Genomic DNA, 20,443 nt, shown 5'->3' with positions numbered 1-20,443 from the left:
ACTCAAAGTAACCAAATTATGTTAATTTAATGTTACCGATGTGTCCGGACATTTATGTTACCTATGTTCCGGTCACACAGATGGTTGCACAAGTAATTGACACCAAATTTTGGTGCCAATGCTTTTCTCATATTAGCGTTTTGGCAGCGCTACAAACAAAGAGCCTGTGTGATTGAGATTATTTGCTTCAATACCAGCTTGGTCACCTTCACCTTTATAACAGTCAACATGAGCTCCCATAATGGCGCCACCAGTGTCTTGAGCCACGCACCATGAAGTCGCTTTTTGACACGTGTAGATAAAGTTCATTCCAACAGGAATGACCTTATGATCTGTTGCGCAAGAAGCATGAGGCGTCAGAGTAATATTTTCAGAACCATACGGCCCGCCATCTTCTTTAGCAAAAAATACAAAACTTTGATCTCGATTTCGCAAATCGGCAGCTTTATCGAAGCTCAAAGCATCCAGAAATTGGCGAATTTGCTTTTCAGATGCAGCGCTCTGTCTAATTTCTTTAGACACGTTACAGCGGAGTTTTGCTTCATCATGACACTTGGGATCTTTTGAGCAACGTTCAATTTCATCCAGATTGCCACCACAGGTTGGGTCTTGTGCGCATTGGACTATTCGGCCAAGCATGGTGCGAGGACGGCCGTTGTAGCCATCATAATTAAGATGGACTAATGTACCATCGAGTATTAATGATCCAGAACCTTCAACCATTAAAAAAGCAGGGTCATTAGGGTCTTTAACATAGCCAATGACGTATTTTTGATTTAAAGCTCCATGATCGATTTCGTGTCGATCAGGTGCCACAGAGTAGGTACCATCAGCATTTTCCTGACAAAATCCACGTGGCATTTTGGTTAGCGGATCAACTCCGCAAAGAGGAGCTTTGCAATGAATTTTTTTGCATTCCAACGAAGCATTTACAACACCGGGGTTACTGTAGATTGGATACAAAAATGTTCCACCCCGTTTGGAGCGAGCTTCAATAGCTGCTGGCGCGTAATAGGCCGTAAATTGAAACTCTCCCTTTTTAAATCCAGCGTGATTCTCAGGCCAGCCATCGCTTTTATACCAGTCAAATTGATTTTTTATGTCTGATAAGTATTTTTGAAAATTGCCACGGGCATCTTTTGCAAGAGCAAGCATTTTTTTATTGGTATTATGGCACCATTCCTGGCGCTTGTATTGGTGACCAGCAATAGTTATTGTTTGAAATTCGCCACGGCTTTTAGCGCAGTTTTCAATCTGATTATTTAATGCCTTGATCACTTCATCCATATTACCTACCGGGTTATTTAACGGCAGCTCGGATGGTGAAATTTTATGAAATTTAAAGCGCAGCACGCCAGGTTCTTTGGCGGCCATTTTTTGTCTTGTGGTGAAGTCAGCGTACCTTCTTACATCCAGACAGCGCTGGATTGGATCCACAGGAAGGGCGGCCTGAGCGAGGATGCTAAAGGTCATTAGTGCAATTAGTAATGCTGATTGAAACATGGGTATCCTTTAGTCTAATTCTGGTTGAGCCTTCGCCCAAACATGGTTATGAAATGGTAACAGGAATTATATCGGGTATTGACCATCCATCAAAATCAGGTGATCTCGAATCAACTAACTTATTATACATAATTCGCGTTGAATACCAATTGTTATTCATTTTAAGGATAAGTTAACATTCAATTTGATCCAGTAATTCAATCTGTTCATTGAGATTCAGCATCTGGTTTTGCCAATATACAGGCGAATTAAACCATGGGAAACTCTGAGGGAATGCAGGATCTGTCCAGCGTTTTGCAAGCCATCCTGAATAATGCAGCATGCGTAGAGTACGTAATACTTCGATTAAATGGCGTTCGCGTGGATTAAAGTCATGAAATTCACAATACCCTTGTAAAATCTTCGTTAGCTGCACTTCCATTTGTTTCGGTTCACCTGAAAGCAACATCCAAATATCCTGTATCGCAGGACCCATGAGGCAATCGTCCAAGTCAACAATATGGGGGCCTGCTTCACTCCATAACACATTTCCAGCATGACAATCACCATGTAAGCGAATTTGATCAATTGAGCCTAGGCATTTTAATATCTCATCGATTTTTTGTAAGGCCGTTTCAATAGTTCTGCAAAAATTATCTGCTAAATAATCCGGAATAAAGTTGTGTTTCAGGAGAAACTCATAAGGCTCATGGCCATAAGTTTGGGTATTCAATTGGATGCGACTTTGGAATGGCTTGCAAGCACTGACCCCATGTAAGCGTCCTATGAACCGTCCCATCCATTCCAGTTGTTCATTATTATCTAATTCCAGGGGGCGCCCGCCACGTCTGGGGAACAGTGCGAATCTGAAATCACGATGATGGTGTAGTGTTTCATTGTTAATATTCAGGGGGGCAATAACGGGAATTTCATGGTGTACTAATTCTAATGCGAACTGATGTTCTTCTAGAATCGCTGTTGAACTCCAGCGATGAGGTCTATAAAATTTCGCGATGATGGGTTCTGCATTTTCTATCCCTATTTGATAAACACGGTTTTCGTAACTATTGAGCGCTAGCAGGCTGCCTGTGCAAATAAAACCAGTGCTTTCAATTGCGTCCAGAATGACATCGGGATTGAGTTGCTCATAGGGTGTTTGATTCTCGTGATTCAAGTGTGAATTCTCAATAGGGTGATATTGGATGCATTATACAGGTTGTTTTCTTAATTCTTATGCGATCATCCAGAAATTCTTTAGTTTCATTTTGGGCGCATTAATGGCCTGCATAATGAAACCTAAATAAATCGGTATATTTCTTGCTTCATTTAAATTGATTGAATTACAAAATTGGACAGGATGAGCTATGGGCTCAATTTTTTGTTGGTTTGGAGAGTAATTTAGAGGCTGTTGACAGTTTTTTTCAATCAACTGGAAATGCCCAGATACCGCGGCTTGTCCGTGGTATCCATAGATCTTCTGGATGGCGCGGACAAACCGCGCCACGTAGGGGGTATGGAGCAGCTGTCAACAGACGTTAATGATGTAGGAATTTATTATGACGAATTGACTCTAGACATTTTGAGATAAGAGGTAGTCTGTTTGTATACATAATTGGTTTATGAGTTTAGTGTTTACTCATTTGCATAGGCAGCACATGGATTAATTTCTGTGTCGACGTTTATTGGAGAGTTATGGATAGTAATTTTGTGTATTGTTGTACTACGCACGAATATAGAATTAAGTAAGTGTATACAGTACCTCCATCAGGGCTTGGCCCTAACACTGGACGTTGGATGGAGTTATGGGTTGATAGGGAGAAATGATGAAAGAGATTACCATTATTGGTGCTGGGCTGGCCGGAACGCTTTGCTCATTATATTTGGCCAGACGGGGCTATAAAGTCGATTTGTTTGAGTCACGTTCTGATATACGTGAGAGCCCAATTGATTACGGTCGCTCCATTAATCTTGCTTTATCATGCCGTGGAATTACCGGCCTGAATGCAATGGATTTAATGGACGAAGTGAAAAAAATCATGGTTCCAATGCGTGCCCGTGCAATACACGAAGCAAATGGAGACATTCATTTTCAACCCTTTGGTCGTCATGAAAATGAATACATTAATGCAATATCTCGCACGGATTTGAATGCATTACTCTTAAATAAAGCAGATCAGTCTCCAAATATTAACCTGCACTTTGATATGAAGTTGTTGCAATTGGATATTCAGAATAAAAAACTGAAGTTTGAGACTAAAGAGGGTCGTCCTGTTGAATACAATTATCAACGATTAATTGGTGCCGACGGAGCTCCTTCGCATGTTAGAGAGTCACTGAAAAATGAAGGAATAGTAACGGCAAACCGTGAATTTCTATCACATAGTTACAAGGAGTTATCCATCAGTAAAACACATACTGTGGGTATGGCTCGGGAACATTTACATCTTTGGCCTCGTGATTCCTTTATGCTTTTGGGGAATCCTAATCCCGATGATTCAATAACCGGGTCTCTGTTTTTGGCTAATGAAGGCAAAGACAGTTTTGCTGTTTTGGATAATGAAGAACGTTTATTTGCTTTTTTTCAGAAGGAATTTCCTGATGCCTTTAAAGCGATGCCCAACCTGGCCAGTGAATTTTTTGGAAATCCTACAGGATATATGAGCACTATAAAGTGCACTCCCTGGTATTATCGTGATGAATGTTTACTAATAGGTGATGCCGCTCATGGAATTATTCCTTTTTTTGGTCAAGGAATGAATAGTGCTTTTGAGGATTGCCGCATATTGGATGAGTTGCTAGAACAGTATCATGACGATTGGTCTCGAGTCATGCCCGTTTTTTATGAGCAAAGAAAAGTGAATACTGATGCTGTCGCGCTAATGTCGATGGATAACTACCATGAAATTCATTCTGATATTCGTAACCCAGAGTTTATTTTAAAAAAACAGGTCGAGCGGGAGTTAATGGTTCGTTATCCTGAACGTTATGTTTCTAAACATGTCCTGGTTATGTTCACAAATACTCCATATTCTCGTGCGTTAGAGCTTGGGGAGATTCAAGCCAGGCTTTTAGATCAAATTTGTTGTTCAATAACTGATGTTAAGGAGTTAAATTGGCATGATGTGGATAATTTGATGCTTGATTATGACAAAAAATTGGCGAAATTATTTTAGTATAAAATAGATCATTAATTTTAAAGAAATTTATTGGTCAAAATTTTGTCGCAAAACCAAGATTCAGGGACATTATTTTGTCGCTACCTGAGAATTAGTAGCGGAAACAATAAAAAAACCGCATAAAATAGTATTTATTTTAAACATTTTGGTAAAAAAGTTGGCACGACGGCTGCACTAGTAATTTTGTCGAAATTATTTTTACACGGAGTCAGTCATGAAAACTATTCAAGCATACATCGATTCAAAACAAAATGAATTTGTGAATCATCCCTTCTTTAATATATTAGAAGAGTTAAACAGTTTGGAAGAAATCAGTTATTTTGTACCAGAATTAACCTTTTGGGCAATGACCTTTCAAGATATATTACGTATTAATGAGGAACGAGTAAAAGATCCCTATTTAAAGAAAGTTGCGCGTCACCATCGTTTGGAGGATGCAGGTCACGAAAAATGGTTTTTGAGTGATAAAAAATACATGAGTGAATTATGTAATGATAAATCCTGCGATCGTGATGATGTAGCCTGGTTATACAGTAAAGATTCACAATTAGTCCGAGACGCAGCTTATGCCATCATGTCAGAAATTTATAAACTGGACGATGAACGATTAAACGTTGCATTACTCTTGACTTTGGAATCATCTGGACATGTATTTTTCGAAAAAGTAGTGAAACAAGTTAAAAAAACAGGACAAGATAGAAATTTAAAATATTTCTCAAGTTCACACCTGGAAGTGGAACTGGCTCATGCCTTGTTCGAAGAAGAAATGGAGAAAAGAATATTCGCGGTGCAATTACCTATCAGCACCCGTCGCGAGGCTTTAAAAATGGTAGATCGCTGCTACGATGCATTTAACAAGATGTTTGATGGATTGGTTCTTGCATGTAACAAACGATTAGGTCTAGCAAAAGAAAGGAATCAACATGTCATTAAACCAGTGGAATACAGAGAAAATCAAGCTGTATGAATATGAAACAGGACAAGCGTTGCTCAGTGATGAGCAAACGCTTGTTTCTTTTAGTCAGGATTTTGGTAAATTAGTTCAATCGCCTCCCGCCGCTGTTTTTATTCCTCAAACTACAGATGCATTACAAACAATGATTTTATTTGCAAATCAGCACAAATTACCAATAACCATTCGTGGTAACGGATTGAGTCAATGTGGACAGTCTTTACCAGTTCCGGGTGGATTAACGCTTTCAATGCAACATTTTATGAATCCTTTGGAAATGACTGATGATTCCATCTGGGTTGAGGCAAATACCAGTTGGGCCAATTTACTCGAAGTAACATTACAGAAGAACAGGGCTCCTTTTGTATTACCCTATAACTGTAATTTATCCGTAGCTGGAGTGTTGTCGGCAGGTGGAGTAGGTGCTTCTTCTTTTAAATATGGGGCTATAAATGCTCATGTTCGGGCATTGGAAGTAGTTGATGGATTGGGTGTGAAACACCTTGTTGAGAGTAATTCGCCGTTATTTCAGGCCTGTTTATCAGGGCAGGGGCGCTTTGGGATCATTACTAAAGCCTGTATTCAATTACGTCCAATCAAAGCACAGGTTAAAACTGTTTGCCTGGTTTATACCGATCAGGAGCAATGGTTTCTCGATATAGAGAAAGCACGAGGTACCGCAGATTATATGGAGATGTTCTGTTCTCCTTCTATCCAGGGGGCAAAATTAGCAGGAGATAAACGTGTTCCATTGGTGCAGTGGCTTTATGGATTGCATCTTTCTGTTGAATATGAAAAAAACAGTCCCGAGCTGAGTGATGTTATTGCCAATCTGAATCCCTGGCGTGTAATTAATACGCAAGAGGAGCATAGCTCCGCGTATCTTTTAAGGCATAATTCCCGATTTGAAGTCATGAAAATGTTAGGACAATGGGATTTATATCATCCCTGGTATGAGTGTTTTATCTCTACATCCGTGTTAAAAGAACATCTTCCTTCATTACTGGAGGCCTTACCTGTGCATTACGCCAGTCTTGTCCATGTAGTACCTATGGCTAAAAAGAAAGGGGGGTTTTTGATGCTCCCTGAAGATGATTCTATTTATTCGTTTATGATTTTGAACCCGGGCGTACCTTTGCCTCTGAAAGACAGTTGTTTACAGGCGATTCAAGATCTGGATAAACGATTGATTCAGTTGGGTGGCAAACGCTATTTGTCGGGTTTTTTGGGGGTCAGTTTGCCAGAAAACTATTGGGAAAAGCATTTTGGTGAGCGACATGCCTCCTGGATTGATTTAAAAAATCAGTATGATCCAGAAGGAATTTTCCAATCAGTGTTGCATCCTCATTAATTTTGGAACTCCATCAGGGTAAACATGCCCTGAGTCGGAGTGACTAATTTTAATTTAAAACCAGTTGATTCAATTAATTCACACCATTGTTTTACGGTTCTTTGTCTGCCTCCTACTAACACCATCATGATGATATCCATGGTCTTGTTAGTATGAGGTACATTATTATTGGGAATGGCCTGTTCAGCAATAATAAGTGAACTTCTTTTTTTCATGGAATTGCGGATGTCTTTGAGTATCTTATCAACGAGCTTGTCATTAAAATCATGCAGTATTCCCTTTAAAATATAGGCATCAACCTCGGGAAGGTTTGAAAATGAAGAGTCATTTTCATTTTTAATGGACTCAGGATTAAATGGATTGATGTCGATTAGTACATCGGGATGATGTTTTTTAATGGCTTGAGCTAATCCTTTTCTGCCATAACCCAGTTCGATCAGCATTGAAAATTGTCCAAAATCAAAGTGTTGAGCAATAAGGTCATCATCCAGTTTTGAAATTTTTGCCATTCCTTTTTCGTAGTCTTCTTTTTTATCAGGATTATTATTCATAAATTCATAGAATTCAGTGCCATGTTGGTATTGAAATGCAGGAATACCTGTTTTTAAGCTGGTTTCCAATTGCGAAAACGCTTGCCACCAACATTCATCAAACATTCCCAAAATATCTTTTATAGAATTGGGGTTGTCCTGTCTTAGCGGGTAGGATAATGGTGTAAGGGCAAAGGCTTCTCCCTCCTTGATAAATAATCCATAATCCGTGAGAAAGGTTAATAAACGATCTAAAAGATCGGGAATCGTTCCAGTTAATTGTGCAAGCTCTATCACTGATTTAGGTTGGTCGGACATATGGTCTGCCAAGCCAAGGTGAGCAATAGTATGTATGGCTCTTGAAACAACATATTCACGTGACATCATAGCTAATTGTAAATGAGGTGGGGGCAGCTCTTTATCCATTCATCATCCTTGAAATAATTCAGTTTTAATTGGCAGGTTTATACCCACTTTAGATAAAGATCAAATAATTTATGCTAGGATGGGTACATACCTAATTTACTTGGGTATATAGTAATTTTTAGCATAGAATGAATGAGTTCGCATCTTTAAAAATAACAGGGTTATGGGCATATGAAATTTGATATTCATTATTTACTGTCAGCCAGGTATGCAAAATGGATCATCATCAGTTTAATTTCGCTTTTTTCAATGTTAATTATTATAGAATTCGCCAGCATTTTAATTCCATACTCGAAAAACAGTGAAGCTTCTGAAAAAGAAACTACACCTTCAGGAGGAACAAAACAGGATACATTTAGCGATATTTTGAACTCTTCCATGTTTGGTGTTTATGTTCCCAATGATTTGAATGAAGGTAATGTTAAAAAATCCATGTTGAATGTCAGTCTGGTAGGGATACTTTTTGCCGATAAAACTGACGAATCGCAGGTTATTATCCGCTCTTCCAGTGGTGAGGAAAAAACTTATAAAATCGGAGATAAAATTCCAGGTGGAGCAGTTATTAAACGAATTATGGCTGGAGGGGTCCTTGTCGAAAGGGATGGCAATCTGGAGAGTTTAAGTTTGCCTAAAAATGATTTAACCTTTGAGCCTGTAGCAAAGCCTTTAAAAGAGGAATAAAGAGTATGAGATCTATATCCAGGTTATTATTAATATTAATTTTTATTCCGCTGTTGGCTGCGTGTATTTCGAGTGCATATAATTTACATGAAGGGATACAAAGTTTTAAGGCTCAGGATTATAGAAGAGCATTTATTCGCCTAAAGCCTGAAGCAGCAAAAGGTCAGCCTGATGCTCAATACGCAATAGGGTACATGTATTATTATGGCCAGGGTGTAGTCGAGGACAGAAAAAAAGCATGGTATTGGATTAATATGGCAGCAGAGGCTGGTCAACCGGATGCCGTAGTAGCAACTAAAATTCTTGAACGCGGTAGTCTTGAGAAGAAAAAGATATTCCAGAGTAAAAAACTCCAGAATTATCCGGTAGAGAAAATATTATTTTAAATATAACTCCTTATATAATTCAGCTGCATTGGGATGCATGAGGCTGTACTTCTAAAGATCTAGGCCCAATATTAACTTGCGCCTCTTTGACAATTTAATTCCCTGTTCAAGCAGTGTTTTGGCATCTCAATGACCTGACGGATACAGAGACTTGTGAACTCTTCTGTACCGTTGATCTTTTCAGAAATGTTACTGGAATGTCAACGAGGAGAAGTCGCACTGAAAAGGCGTCTAAACATCTTGGAAAACAATCTACCGAAAAATAACCTGGTATCGTTATGTCCTTCTCAATGTGATAACACATCCACTATATAGTGCATTTATAACAATATAATTCCTTCTTCTTTAATAAATCCACGACATCCTTAAAAAACTGGGTCGAAGTAAAAGAATTTTCAATGAGGGAGTTTAGATAATCTAAATAATTGTATTAATACTTCCTCATAATGAAGAGATTTGGATTTTTTCGTAAGCCCAGTTCGTGTTTCACATCAGAGTGAATGTGTTGCGATATTTGGCAAATACAGCTTAAAGATCCTTAGCGACGCTATGAACTTAAAATTTAAGGCACCTGTTCTGGAAAACCCCACGCTGTGTCCTGTGATATGGATTTCGCACATTGGCGAATTTTTATACTTATTAGGTTATACACATTTTGCATACCTTGTTAAATAATCGACTACGTATGGTCATATTTAATTAACCCTGACTTTATAGAATACAGTTTAAGGGCGAAGAGAAATCTTGGCTGTTAAAAAAAGTTGGAGTGGATCATGTATACAAAATATGAGTCAGATATTGAGGTTATTGAAAATCCTGAATTAAACGTACAGCACGAAAGCGTTGCTGAACAGGAAGGGATTGCAATAAAAATATCTCCTTTTCAAGCTTTAACAATTCTGGCTAAAAAATATAAAAATACAGAAATGCCCCCCGATCAAGCACAACTGTTTGCTCAGGTGAAACATTTGTTCTTGATGGGTGTTCAGAATGAACAAGATTTAAATCTCTTTAAAAGTCTTTTAAAAGACGATGCCCTTAAAGGTTATGAGATTCCATTAATAGAACATAGTGAATTTGAATTACTTAAAAGAAATGTTGCAGAATTATCTGATGAAGAAAATGATAAATATAGTGAAGCAATTGCCAAACTAGAACTGATTAATAATGATCCTGTCAGGAGATATTTTGAAAGTATTCTTTGTCATGACACACTTCGATCTGGCTTGGATGATTTAAATCTGATTAGTTTAAAAAAGCATTTTAAAACAGTATTTGCAAGCATGCCCATGTCTATGAAAATTTTAGTTCCCACAACAATTTATAATGGTGATGTGGAGGGCGCTGCAGCTCAAAAAAGTGCTACTGCACCTGAATATATTACTGCGATTCAAAAACTTCGTAATCCGGAAAATTTCCCTTCGTTTAAACCAGAGAATGAAATAGGTGAAAAATCCCCCAACGAGGTGTTGAGAGACAGAACCAACAAGATGATGCTGCTTGTTAAAACCATCCACGCTGGAATGACTGCAGTAAATCAATCAAAACAGGAACACTTTCCATTGAATATATATGGAGAAGAAGGATCAGTTTATTCCCCTTCAATAAGAGGGCGTATAGATAGAAAAGATCAACATGGTGACAAACAGGAGGTAAGGTCAAATAATCTTGGAATCATGAGAAGTTATATGCCTTTATCATCTAGTGATGTATTATATGAAGCCCCCTCTATGGATACTGCCAATCAATATCGTAGACCTGCTGATGCTTCAACTTATGTTCCTAATGGAGATATTCCCCAAAAATTCTTTTCTACTCAGGTTAGTCCTTTCGTAAATTCAATATCTGGCACTATGCTGACTCAACTTAGAGTAATGGCAGATTTACTTAATAAAAATGAGTTTCAATTTCAAGATGATCCTGAACAATTAAAAGCGTTCTTTAAATGTTTTATCTCCTACATGATATACAATTCTGGGGGACATTCTTTACAAGAGTTCACAGCAGTATTTGATTTACCTCAAGTGCAAGCTATTTTCAAAGATGTACCTGGATTTGAAGATTTAAATCTTAAAAATCTATTTCAAGAAGAAAATGATATAAACTTCATGAATGCAATGAATGAAGTGATTGAATATAATTCAGAAATATTGCAAAAAAAGGCTTTGCATAGGGAATTAACAGAACCAACTTTAGACAGGGAACTTAGCGAGGGAGAAGATGAATTAACCGAACGCGCAAGAGGTCGTTTAAGATCTCCAAACGTTCGCTTGGATGAAATATCGAGCTTAGAACGAAGAGATAGGGAGATTGATGAGGCCTATATACACTATTCGTCACCAATCAATAAAGAGATTGAAACCGAAGAAGAATATAATTTACGAGTTACTAAAGCAGAAGGTCTTTTAGTAGATAAATTTAACATAAAATGGGATCACAATAGTGATCAAAAAGAAATAAAAAGACATGTTTTTACTCAGATTATGTCAAACATGTCTGAACGTCAAGATAAATTAATCCGAGAGTTTTATCATGGCAAGGGAACTCTTGCGCAACGATTGGATAAAGCGTGGGAAATTTACAAAGATGATAAACGTACTGATGAAGACAGAATAATCGCCCAAAATTACATGATTTTTATTCTCGATATAAATGATAAGCATGTTATTGAAAATTTAAACGAAAAACTAGTCCAGTTAATGCTGGAGAGGGAACTTAATAAAGTTGAAAATCCAGATTTTATTCCTGGGAAATCACCAATTGTACTGGCTGAAAAAAGTAAATCTGGTTTGAAGCAAACTGAAAACAGTGGAGAGACTGAGGATGAAGAAGTTTTAGCGCTAATTAACAAAAAAGATTTACTTGATGTTAATCCAAATTCAAAATTAAAGGACAAAGGTGAATTAAAAAACAAATTTGGAATCGTCAATGCTAAAAAAACAGAGTTTTTTAATGCAGAAGAGCGTGATATGTTACGCGTTTTAACGAGAAATGGTATTTTTTATAGTAGAGACCGTGAGGTATTCGATACCCAAAAAAGCATCTCTCATGACAAGAAAGGATTTGCTGCATATACACTAAATGTGAATGGTGAATTATCTGTTTTTCAACATATAGACCATGATAAGACAGGAATTGCACATTCATCAATGAATGCAGGGGTACCTGTGGTTTCAGCTGGTGAGATTGAAATTAAAAATGGTAAGTTAATTTCCATTACTGAACATAGTGGGCACTATAGACCTAGTCTATATAATATGTATAAGACATTGGATTATTTCAGAAAACAGGGTGTAGATATATCTGATGTCAAAGTCTATACATTTACTTCTTCTGACACCATTGAAAAACAATTAAGGATTGATGTATCACAAAGCAAAGAGTTTAGTCATTTTCGTGTTATAAATGCTGATGAATTATGTAATTCATTGTACGGACACCTGAAATTAGTAGTAAACCAGGCTAAAAAAGATCTTGAAGCGTATCAATCTCCATCGTTTATGAAGTTTTTAAATAAAGTAAAAGATTTCATTACAGGTTCAACATTGACTAACGATAGGGAAATGCTGGCTAAAAAACTATCCGAGGGCATAGTTGCTTTAGCAGAAGAGATAAATTCGGCAAATTCATTGGACAGTTTGAAAAAGATAAATGATAAAATCGATAAACTCATAGATGATGTACAGGGCGAAAATATGGAAGTGAATCTTCGGCATGGCAAAGATAAAAATCAGGGTAATTTTGCTCAGCGTACCAATTTATTTCGAGAGCAATTAAAAGGTATGAGAGAACGATTAGAAGAAACTAAAGAAAATGGGTTAGAAACCTTAAGCGAGGAAGATATTCTCTCATGCAGTGATCAACTAAAAAGTATGGGTAGAAAATAATAAATAGTAGTTCAAACATGACCTGGCATATACTTCAGAAAGACCTAGGACTGTGAGATCATGTTTGAGCTTATACAATAAAAAATGTTACCATCAATCAATTTTAAACATGGGCTTTAAGAATTAAAGAAACAATGTAACTGCAATACACCAGCACCAGTATCCCGCCATGCCACGGGGACAGTTTCTTCTTGTAATGAAAATTTAAAAATACTAACAGCACAGTAAGTGCAATCAATACAGGCATATCTCGCCATAAAACAATGGTACTGATTTTTGAAGGATTAATTAGAGCGGGGAAGGCTAATATCAATAAAAGATTGTAAATATTGGATCCTAGAATTGTACCTATGGCAATTTCTTCTTCACCTTTTAAAGCTGCCGTGATTGATGTTGCTAATTCAGGAAGGGTTGTTCCAAAAGCAATAATGGTTAATCCTATGGTAACTTCATTTACACCACACCATTGCGCAATAGTGGTCGAACACAAAATAATGTATTTTGCACTTACAGGCAGAATGATTAATCCGAGAATTGTACTTAACAGATTGGAGCCAATGGAGCGATTTAAATTGACTGCTGCTTTAAACTCACTGAAGAAGGGATCTCTTTTTGGGGCGTGATTCGCCAGGTAAATAAAAAAAGAAATGACTGCAATACACGCAATAAGCAATAAACAGCCATCAGTTTTACCCAGAAATCCATCAAGAATTAAGCTGTAAGCGAAAAGCATGGTGATAATCAAGATGGGGTAGGCTTTTTTAAGTGCGGTGTAATTCATAGTGCTTGGTTTTATCAGTATGGTAATCCCCAAAACCAAACCGATATTAGCAATGTTTGATCCAATGGCGTTTCCTATCGCCAGATCGTTTTTATCCTTAAGAGCGGAAAGAATGGAAATGGCAATTTCAGGTGCTGAAGTCCCTATGGCAACGATAGTTAATCCAGTGATCAATGGTGACAGGTTAAATCGAATTGCTAATCCTGAAACACCGCTTACTAAATGATTAGCTGCCCAAAGAAGAGCAATAAAACTAATAATTAATATCAGGATAGTATTCATTGAGGAACTCAAAATTAAGATTTATTTGATCATAATACGAGTTTGAGTATTAGGATATAGCTCGACCAAAATTAGCCTTATTGAAATTCATGAAGATCAAATAGTTGTGCCAGAATAAGACTGGTAGGTTTGGCTAAACCGAGTGAACCCAGTTGTTCTTTGGGAAACCACGAACCTGTAGTTTCTGCGATGTGCTGATTCGTAGTTTGAGTTTTAATACTCAGTGCTTTAATTTCCAGATGAAAATGACTAAATCGGTGCTTAAAGGACATCAGTTGTCTTGGCGTAGCTCCCTTTAATGCATAATGACGCTGGATGTATTCCAGGGGACAATCATCAATGTTCAGGCTGGGGAAACACCATAAACCACCCCATAACCCAGTGGGAGGTCTTCTCTCCAGGTAAATCCGTTTATTTTTGTCATGAAGAACAAGAAATTGCTGGTACTGGACCGGAGTTGGTCTTTTAACTTTTTTTTCAGGGTATTGGCTTTGTTCTTCGTGTTTATAAGCCAGACAGGTTGTGTTTAGAGGGCAGCGAATACAATCTGGTTTTCTGGACGTACAACAGGTTGCTCCCAAGTCCATTATTGCCTGAGTGTAGTCCGCACATCGTTCTGTTGGCATGCATAAATTCGCGTACTCCCACATGGTTTTTTTTACCTGAGCCTGTTCTGGCCAACCTTTAATTAAAAAATACCGTGCTAAAACTCGCTTCACATTACCATCTAAAATTGCTGCTGGTTCATTAAATGCCTGCGATATTATCGCCGCAGCTGTTGAAGGGCCAATGCCTGGTAAGGTGATCAAAGTGTCCAGATCCCTTGGAAATGTCGCTTGATAGCACGCGCTGATTATTTTTGCCGTGGCATGCAAATTTCTTGCCCTGCTATAGTATCCAAGCCCAGACCATAATGAGAGTACCTCATCCTCTGCCGATTGTGACAGATCATCAACGGTAGGAAATCGCTGCATAAAACGATTAAAATAGGGAATAACTGTTTGCACCTGCGTCTGCTGTAACATTATTTCAGAAATCCATACCCGGTATGGATCCCGTGGAGATTGCCAGGGTAAATCTTTACGGCCGTTTACGTCATACCATGCAAGCAGGGGGCGGCTAAATTGTTCCTGAATTACTTGATTGGTCAACGTATAAACTCTTTTAAAGTGCCTTCAATTTGCTTCAGGGGTTGTTCTAAAGTAGTTTTAATCAACAAATGACTTAACAGAGGATTTATCATTTTTATATCAGGAAGCACCATTGGATGCTCAATGGTTCCTGATACATCTAAAGGAAAATAACCTCCGAGAGCCTGTTGAATTTTCTGCATGGAGCTGTCTGTTGAGTTGCTGTTTAAAATAGCTTTTAGTTTGGCATTTAATTCATGGGTTGATAAATTGATATTCCCTTCACCATTGACCTGTAATTTATCGGTCTGCAAGAGCAAGGATTCGCTCGTAATTTTTTCATTCTGTATTTGATATTGGATATTCGCTAATTTAAAGGGAGTATTGCCGGATCCGGATTTTTCCCATCCTGATAATTGTAATGTTTTGGGAAGCTTTGATGGAGTTCCTTTCATCAGGTTATCCAATTGCTCTTTTATATTGCTGATCATCTGATTCAGGTTGATGTTATATATTTCACCATCTTTGATAGTAATCGTTCCTTTACCATTTATGTTATCAAATCCTTGTAGATTCAAAGGGACCGTTGCATGAATCGAGTAATCAAGATTACCACTTATTGCTTCATGACCTATTAAGGCAGTCATTAATTGTTTGCCATCAAGGTTTGTGGCAGTTTGATTCAGAGAACATTCTTGGTTGGCTAATTTATAATCCATATCCCCTATAGATTCCCCACCATAAAGAGAGAGGGTGAGTGGATTGAATGATATGCCAGTTTTATGTGTTTTAATGGTAGTATTGAGCTTACTGATTGCAAATTGATTGAGTAAAATATTTTGAATAAAAAGTTGACCTTCAACAGATGAGTTTTCAATTCCATTGTGTAATTCATTTAAAAAGGAGGGAGCAAGACTTAACCTTCCTTTAAAATTAATGTTAGCTTTAGCTATTGAAACAGGAGCTGCTTCGGTAAGCCTGGCTTTGATTTGTACTGGAAATGGAGATTTTTGGGTATTAAACTGTTCAATACCAATTTGAATATTTTTAAATACTGTGGAACGTCCGTTATTATTAATAATCATTTGGCCATGATTGACTGATAAACTTTGAATGGCAAATTGATGGCTGGACAGTTCTTTCTTATTTGGCGTTATTGCACTACTGGATTGAGTTGCCTGGGGTATATCCTGGTTGATTTGTAATTTTAATCCATCCACATTAATTTCACTGAACACAAAATTCCCCTTTAATAATGGAGTAATTTGTAAGTTCAAAAGCAGGGTGTCTGCAGATAAAAAATAGTTCTCTCTGATTTTTTCATCACCAATTTGTATTTTGCTGAATTTTAATCCGGGTCTTGGGAAGACTTGCCAATAAATATCACCATTAATTTGGCTTTTTTTATGTGTAAGGGCTGTGATTTGATTGCTGACTAATTGCTTGATGGTTTCGGGTTTAATATTTTTAGCGAGTATCCAGAGGGTTATAAACGCAAATATTATTAAGACTAGAGCAGCAAGTAGAGTTTTTCCCAGTAATTTCATAGGACAGAACCTGGAGTTAAAAAATGAAGCATATAGATATAGAAATGTCTGTCAAGCTGAACTTAAAAAAATTGGATTATTTTTACTGGAATCAGTTCATGGTGTTTTCAGGATAGGATAATCAGATGAAGTAATTTTTTGTGCAGCTCCGATATAATAAAAAACTCTGCTTTACTCTTGAAAGAATCTTGATGGCAATTTAGACTGAAGAAGAGGGTTCTATTGTTCAGCATTATTCACTGGAATAATAGATTATTTCAGTCGTGATTTGATAGCAGTATCTAACCAACTCAAAGATAAGATGTAGATTTCTTTTCAGGATGTACTCAGGATGAGTTTACTAAATCAGGGAGATCGTCATGCATCAAAGACAATCGGAGATAGTGGTATTAAAGCCCACCACAGTCTTTTTATCGTTTCTTGCTTCACAATTACCAGAAAATGATTTGCCCAGTTTGAAAACATTACATACGGATAGCACCGCTTATGTTATCGCAAAGCAAAATTCTGACGAAGCAACGCTTAATGAAATTGAAAAGCATTTTTCAACCATGTTTCGGCATGAGATTTGTCGTTGGTTAGGAGCAAATGCACGAAATGAAATTGAGGCCAGTTTTTTGGATTTTCTATGTTGTTTCAAGTTTGAGTTGCACTCCCATATTATTTTGATGGAACCAGCAATAACAGATGGTCATCAGTTATTGAATATCAAACCACGCACCATGCTCTTAAAATGGATTAAGTCTGCCGTAGATGATCAAGATGAATTGGCGACAGTAATGGAGCGGGTTAATCTATCTCAGCTGGTTGAAAACTCAACAGTTATGGTAAAGAATTTTTCAAGTTTAAAAGAAATTAAACCATTTTTGAAAAAGTACTATAAGCCAATATTTGAAGCTGCTATGAGACGTATGTCCAGTCAACGAGAAGAATGGCCTGAGGTTAATTCATTTCAATCATTTAGTCAGTATTTTGAAGTCGAAATACATACTCAATTGATACATTTGCACCAATAAGGAGTCGACTATGGAACCAGTGACTATAGCCCTCATATGTGCGGCGGCGTTTGGAGCAGTAGTAGCCTTATCTGTATTTGTCAGACAGCTATTGCTAAGTAGAGATAAGAATTTAAATGATGAAGCACAAAGAAAAGCAATAACCCAGGAAGCGGGTGAACTTGAAAAGATGCGCGAGCAAATGCAAAGTAATAAGCGCTTCGATTCTCATTATAAAGTTCTGGGCGCCAATAAGGACGCTATTATTTACCTGGATACTAAGATAGAAGATGTCCTTCATAAGAAAACACAATTGATAGAACGCTATGCACAGGTTTCTCTAAAAGAATCGGGCGCTATAGTGGATGGTGAAATCTCTGAAGAACGTAAAGCAGCCTGTGATAGATTAAAAAAAGAAATAGATGAAGAAATTAAATTTTATGATAGTGAGCTGGATCATTTACAGAAACGAAGAACGTCTCTATGGGATACGCGTACGGATTTGCAGGAATATTTATTAGGTCAGGAAAAGTCGCGTAATGAAAGCCTGGACTACATTTATAAACAACATTCAGGTCTTCTTGAAAAGATATACATACGCCATACAGATGACAGTGAGCATATTGCAAAACAAACTATTGAAGCCGGTACTTCATCTTTTAAAATGATGATTCTGGCGCCAATTCAATTTCTATTGCAATATTTTAATATTTCAACAGGCATTTCTTTTGATCAATCTAAAATTGAGAAAGCAGCCAGAGATGATGTTGATAAAACTGAACGCGATGTCAATGATTCAGAAAATAGCGATGATGATGTTAAAAGCGATGATGATATCAATAGTGATGATGATGCTGATCCTTCTAAGAGTGACGATTCCAATATAGACTCTGATGAGGATGCTGATTCAGAAAAAGACTCAAGATTAATGTTTGTTTAAAAATTATTCTTTTGAGTTATTTGATGACATTTATGCTGTTGTATATTACAATATGGCACCCATGTAGACTTGTTATCCGCATGGGTATTATAAGGGTCTGAATTTTAATTTAGCTTAATGCTTAAAATTTGAAGACTTTAATCCCTTGGTTGCATAAGGAATTACTCGTGGTCTATATAAAGCGTGATAAGGATGGTCAGATTTGTGCCATATATAATCAAGAGAGCGCAGATACTAAAGAAGAAATTGATATTAATGATCCAGAAGTAGTCCAATTTTTAATACATTGTGACAAGGATTTTCAATTAAAATTTATTCAATCAGATTTGCAATTAATTCGTGTGCTTGAAGACGTAATTGACATTTTAATGGATAAAAATATCATTACTATTACGGATTTTCCGCAACCAGTAATCGATAAGTTATTAGCACGCCAGGCCTTTCGCAAGAGATATGCTGGTGCTGCTGGTATGGAGTATAACGAAGATGAAGAAGATAAGTAATTTAATTTTTATAGCCTGTGTTTTAAGTTTTACCCTTGTAAGTCCCGGATTTAGTTTAAATTTAGATACACTTCTGCCTGATGAACGAAATACCGTAGATATCTTTCAAAAATCTGCCCCTAAAGTTGTATATGTTCATCGTCTGACTACAGTAGCAAAGAATCATTCCCTGCAGAAAATGCATGTTCCCGATGGCGCGGGTTCAGGGATTATCTGGGATGATAAAGGCCATATAGTCACCAATTTTCATGTGATTAAAGGCGCAGATGATTTGGCTATAACTCTGGGTAATATGACCGTACCAGCCAAAGTGATTGGGACAGAACCCCGTAAGGATATTGCTGTTCTGGAAATTAAAAATCCTCAAGCATTATCTTATTTGAAAGCGTATAAGCCTTTTGAAATTGTTCATGTAAACGATCTGATCGTCGGTCAGAAAGCGATTGCCATTGGAAATCCATTTGGACTCGACCATAGTCTGTCTAAAGGGGTGATTTCAGCATTAGGCCGCAAAGTCCCTGGAATTGGTGGTGTGACCATCCATAATATGATTCAAACAGATACTCCTATTAATCCCGGTAATTCAGGTGGTCCTCTCCTTAATAGTGCAGGTCAGTTAATTGGTCTGAATACCATGATTTATTCGCGTTCCGGAACTTCAGCTGGAATTGGTTTTGCAGTGCCTGCAGATGACATAGATCGAATCGTTACTCAGATAATCAAGCATGGCCGTGTAGTATTGTCCGGTATTGGTATCCAGCGAGTTGAACCTAACGTTGCTCAGAGACTGGGTGTGAAAAAAGGGATATTAATAGCTGATGTTCTGCCAAATACTCCAGCAGCTCAAGTCAAGTTGCATGGAACACATAGAGATCCCTGGGGGCATATAGTAATGGGTGATGTTATCGTCGCTCTGAATGCTCATCCAGTACCCAACTACGATGTGTTATATAATCTACTGACAGAAATTAAAGTGGGTGAAGAAGTGACGCTATCAATCCAAAGAGGTAACAAGCAGATGGATGTTAAAATGAAAACCATAGACATTGCTGCGTTATAAATTGGGTAATTAGCTACACGTTTTAAAGATTTGAGGCCGGAGTTATACTCCGGTTTTTTTTATGCAGAAATTACGTTAATTAATAGCCAGACCCCAACTCTAAGAACCCTTTGTAATGTTTTCATTTAGTTAAAATAGATAGCGATAAAACAAAAGGAGTTTATGTCTATTTGAGTCGCGAACTTGAGGCTGTGGAACTGATCAATTTTAATAAAAAGCAACTAATCGCTTCTAATTTTATCAAAAAACGAACGTGTGTGACCGGAACATAGGTAACATAAATGTCCGGACACATCGGTAACATTAAATTAACATAATTTGGTTACTTTGAGTA

Annotated in this window: 16 protein-coding genes; 10 read left to right on the top strand and 6 right to left on the bottom strand. The window is 37.4% G+C overall.

Going from position 1 to position 20,443, the window contains the following annotated elements; genetic code table 11:
* Positions 1–132 precede the first annotated feature (132 nt).
* Complete coding sequence (locus Lqua_RS04515; RefSeq protein ID WP_058473102.1) at positions 133–1,503, bottom strand: MltA domain-containing protein; 1,371 nt, start codon at positions 1,501–1,503, stop codon at positions 133–135.
* Between the two features lie 172 nt (positions 1,504–1,675).
* Positions 1,676–2,656: a serine/threonine protein kinase gene (locus Lqua_RS04510; RefSeq protein ID WP_058473101.1), complete on the bottom strand. Its 981-nt coding sequence runs from the start codon at positions 2,654–2,656 to the stop codon at positions 1,676–1,678.
* Between the two features lie 649 nt (positions 2,657–3,305).
* On the opposite strand from Lqua_RS04510, the gene Lqua_RS04500 reads away from it, so the two are divergent.
* The 3 genes from Lqua_RS04500 (at position 3,306) to Lqua_RS04490 (ending at position 6,961) form a co-directional block, all read left to right on the top strand.
* Positions 3,306–4,655, top strand: coding sequence for an FAD-dependent oxidoreductase (locus Lqua_RS04500; protein ID WP_058473099.1), 1,350 nt, complete (start codon positions 3,306–3,308; stop codon positions 4,653–4,655).
* A 217-nt stretch (positions 4,656–4,872) separates the two neighbouring features.
* Entirely contained in the window at positions 4,873–5,625 is a 753-nt protein-coding gene (locus Lqua_RS04495) for a hypothetical protein (RefSeq protein ID WP_058473098.1), read from the top strand.
* A complete protein-coding gene (locus tag Lqua_RS04490; RefSeq protein WP_058473097.1) occupies positions 5,582–6,961 on the top strand; it encodes an FAD-binding oxidoreductase in 1,380 nt (459 codons plus the stop codon). Before Lqua_RS04495 ends, Lqua_RS04490 begins: the two co-directional genes overlap by 44 nt.
* Here the strand turns inward: Lqua_RS04490 and Lqua_RS04485 are convergent.
* Positions 6,958–7,917, bottom strand: a complete 960-nt coding sequence (locus Lqua_RS04485; protein WP_058473096.1) for a methyltransferase — start codon at positions 7,915–7,917, stop codon at positions 6,958–6,960. The genes Lqua_RS04490 and Lqua_RS04485 overlap by 4 nt on opposite strands.
* A 171-nt stretch (positions 7,918–8,088) precedes the next feature.
* Between Lqua_RS04485 and Lqua_RS04480 the strand changes: the two genes are divergently transcribed.
* The 3 genes from Lqua_RS04480 to Lqua_RS04470 all read left to right on the top strand — a co-directional run bounded on the left by Lqua_RS04480 (position 8,089) and on the right by Lqua_RS04470 (position 12,871).
* The gene (locus Lqua_RS04480) at positions 8,089–8,598 is read left to right on the top strand and encodes a type II secretion system protein N (protein WP_058473095.1); all 510 of its coding nucleotides are present in this window, start codon (positions 8,089–8,091) and stop codon (positions 8,596–8,598) included.
* Between the two features lie 5 nt (positions 8,599–8,603).
* Positions 8,604–8,984: a tetratricopeptide repeat protein gene (locus tag Lqua_RS04475; protein ID WP_058473094.1), complete on the top strand. Its 381-nt coding sequence runs from the start codon at positions 8,604–8,606 to the stop codon at positions 8,982–8,984.
* Positions 8,985–9,757: 773 nt separating this feature from the next.
* A complete protein-coding gene (locus Lqua_RS04470) occupies positions 9,758–12,871 on the top strand; it encodes a hypothetical protein (protein WP_058473093.1) in 3,114 nt (1,037 codons plus the stop codon).
* A gap of 103 nt (positions 12,872–12,974) precedes the next feature.
* Here Lqua_RS04470 and Lqua_RS04465 read toward each other — a convergent pair whose 3' ends face one another.
* The 3 genes from Lqua_RS04465 to Lqua_RS04455 all read right to left on the bottom strand — a co-directional run bounded on the left by Lqua_RS04465 (position 12,975) and on the right by Lqua_RS04455 (position 16,611).
* Positions 12,975–13,934: a calcium/sodium antiporter gene (locus tag Lqua_RS04465; protein WP_058473092.1), complete on the bottom strand. Its 960-nt coding sequence runs from the start codon at positions 13,932–13,934 to the stop codon at positions 12,975–12,977.
* 77 nt (positions 13,935–14,011) lie between these two features.
* Positions 14,012–15,085: an A/G-specific adenine glycosylase gene (mutY, locus tag Lqua_RS04460; protein ID WP_058473091.1), complete on the bottom strand. Its 1,074-nt coding sequence runs from the start codon at positions 15,083–15,085 to the stop codon at positions 14,012–14,014.
* Positions 15,082–16,611 carry an AsmA family protein gene (locus Lqua_RS04455; RefSeq protein ID WP_058473090.1) on the bottom strand — a complete coding sequence of 510 codons (1,530 nt, stop codon included), beginning with the start codon at positions 16,609–16,611 and terminating at the stop codon, positions 15,082–15,084. The genes mutY and Lqua_RS04455 overlap by 4 nt, the downstream gene beginning before the upstream one ends.
* Positions 16,612–16,970: 359 nt before the next feature.
* Here Lqua_RS04455 and Lqua_RS04450 point away from each other — a divergent pair, with 359 nt between their 5' ends.
* The 4 genes from Lqua_RS04450 (at position 16,971) to Lqua_RS04435 (ending at position 20,109) form a co-directional block, all read left to right on the top strand.
* Complete coding sequence (locus Lqua_RS04450) at positions 16,971–17,627, top strand: hypothetical protein (protein ID WP_058473089.1); 657 nt, start codon at positions 16,971–16,973, stop codon at positions 17,625–17,627.
* 10 nt (positions 17,628–17,637) lie between these two features.
* The gene (locus tag Lqua_RS04445) at positions 17,638–18,546 is read left to right on the top strand and encodes a hypothetical protein (RefSeq protein ID WP_058473088.1); all 909 of its coding nucleotides are present in this window, start codon (positions 17,638–17,640) and stop codon (positions 18,544–18,546) included.
* Positions 18,547–18,713: 167 nt separating this feature from the next.
* A complete protein-coding gene (locus Lqua_RS04440) occupies positions 18,714–19,049 on the top strand; it encodes a hypothetical protein (protein ID WP_058473087.1) in 336 nt (111 codons plus the stop codon).
* The gene (locus tag Lqua_RS04435) at positions 19,033–20,109 is read left to right on the top strand and encodes a S1C family serine protease (RefSeq protein ID WP_058473086.1); all 1,077 of its coding nucleotides are present in this window, start codon (positions 19,033–19,035) and stop codon (positions 20,107–20,109) included. Before Lqua_RS04440 ends, Lqua_RS04435 begins: the two co-directional genes overlap by 17 nt.
* Positions 20,110–20,443 lie beyond the last annotated feature (334 nt).

The sequence above is a fragment of the Legionella quateirensis genome (assembly GCF_001467955.1).
GTDB classification, from domain to species: Bacteria; Pseudomonadota; Gammaproteobacteria; order Legionellales; family Legionellaceae; genus Legionella; species Legionella quateirensis.
This window is presented reverse-complemented; position numbering and strand designations above follow the sequence as displayed.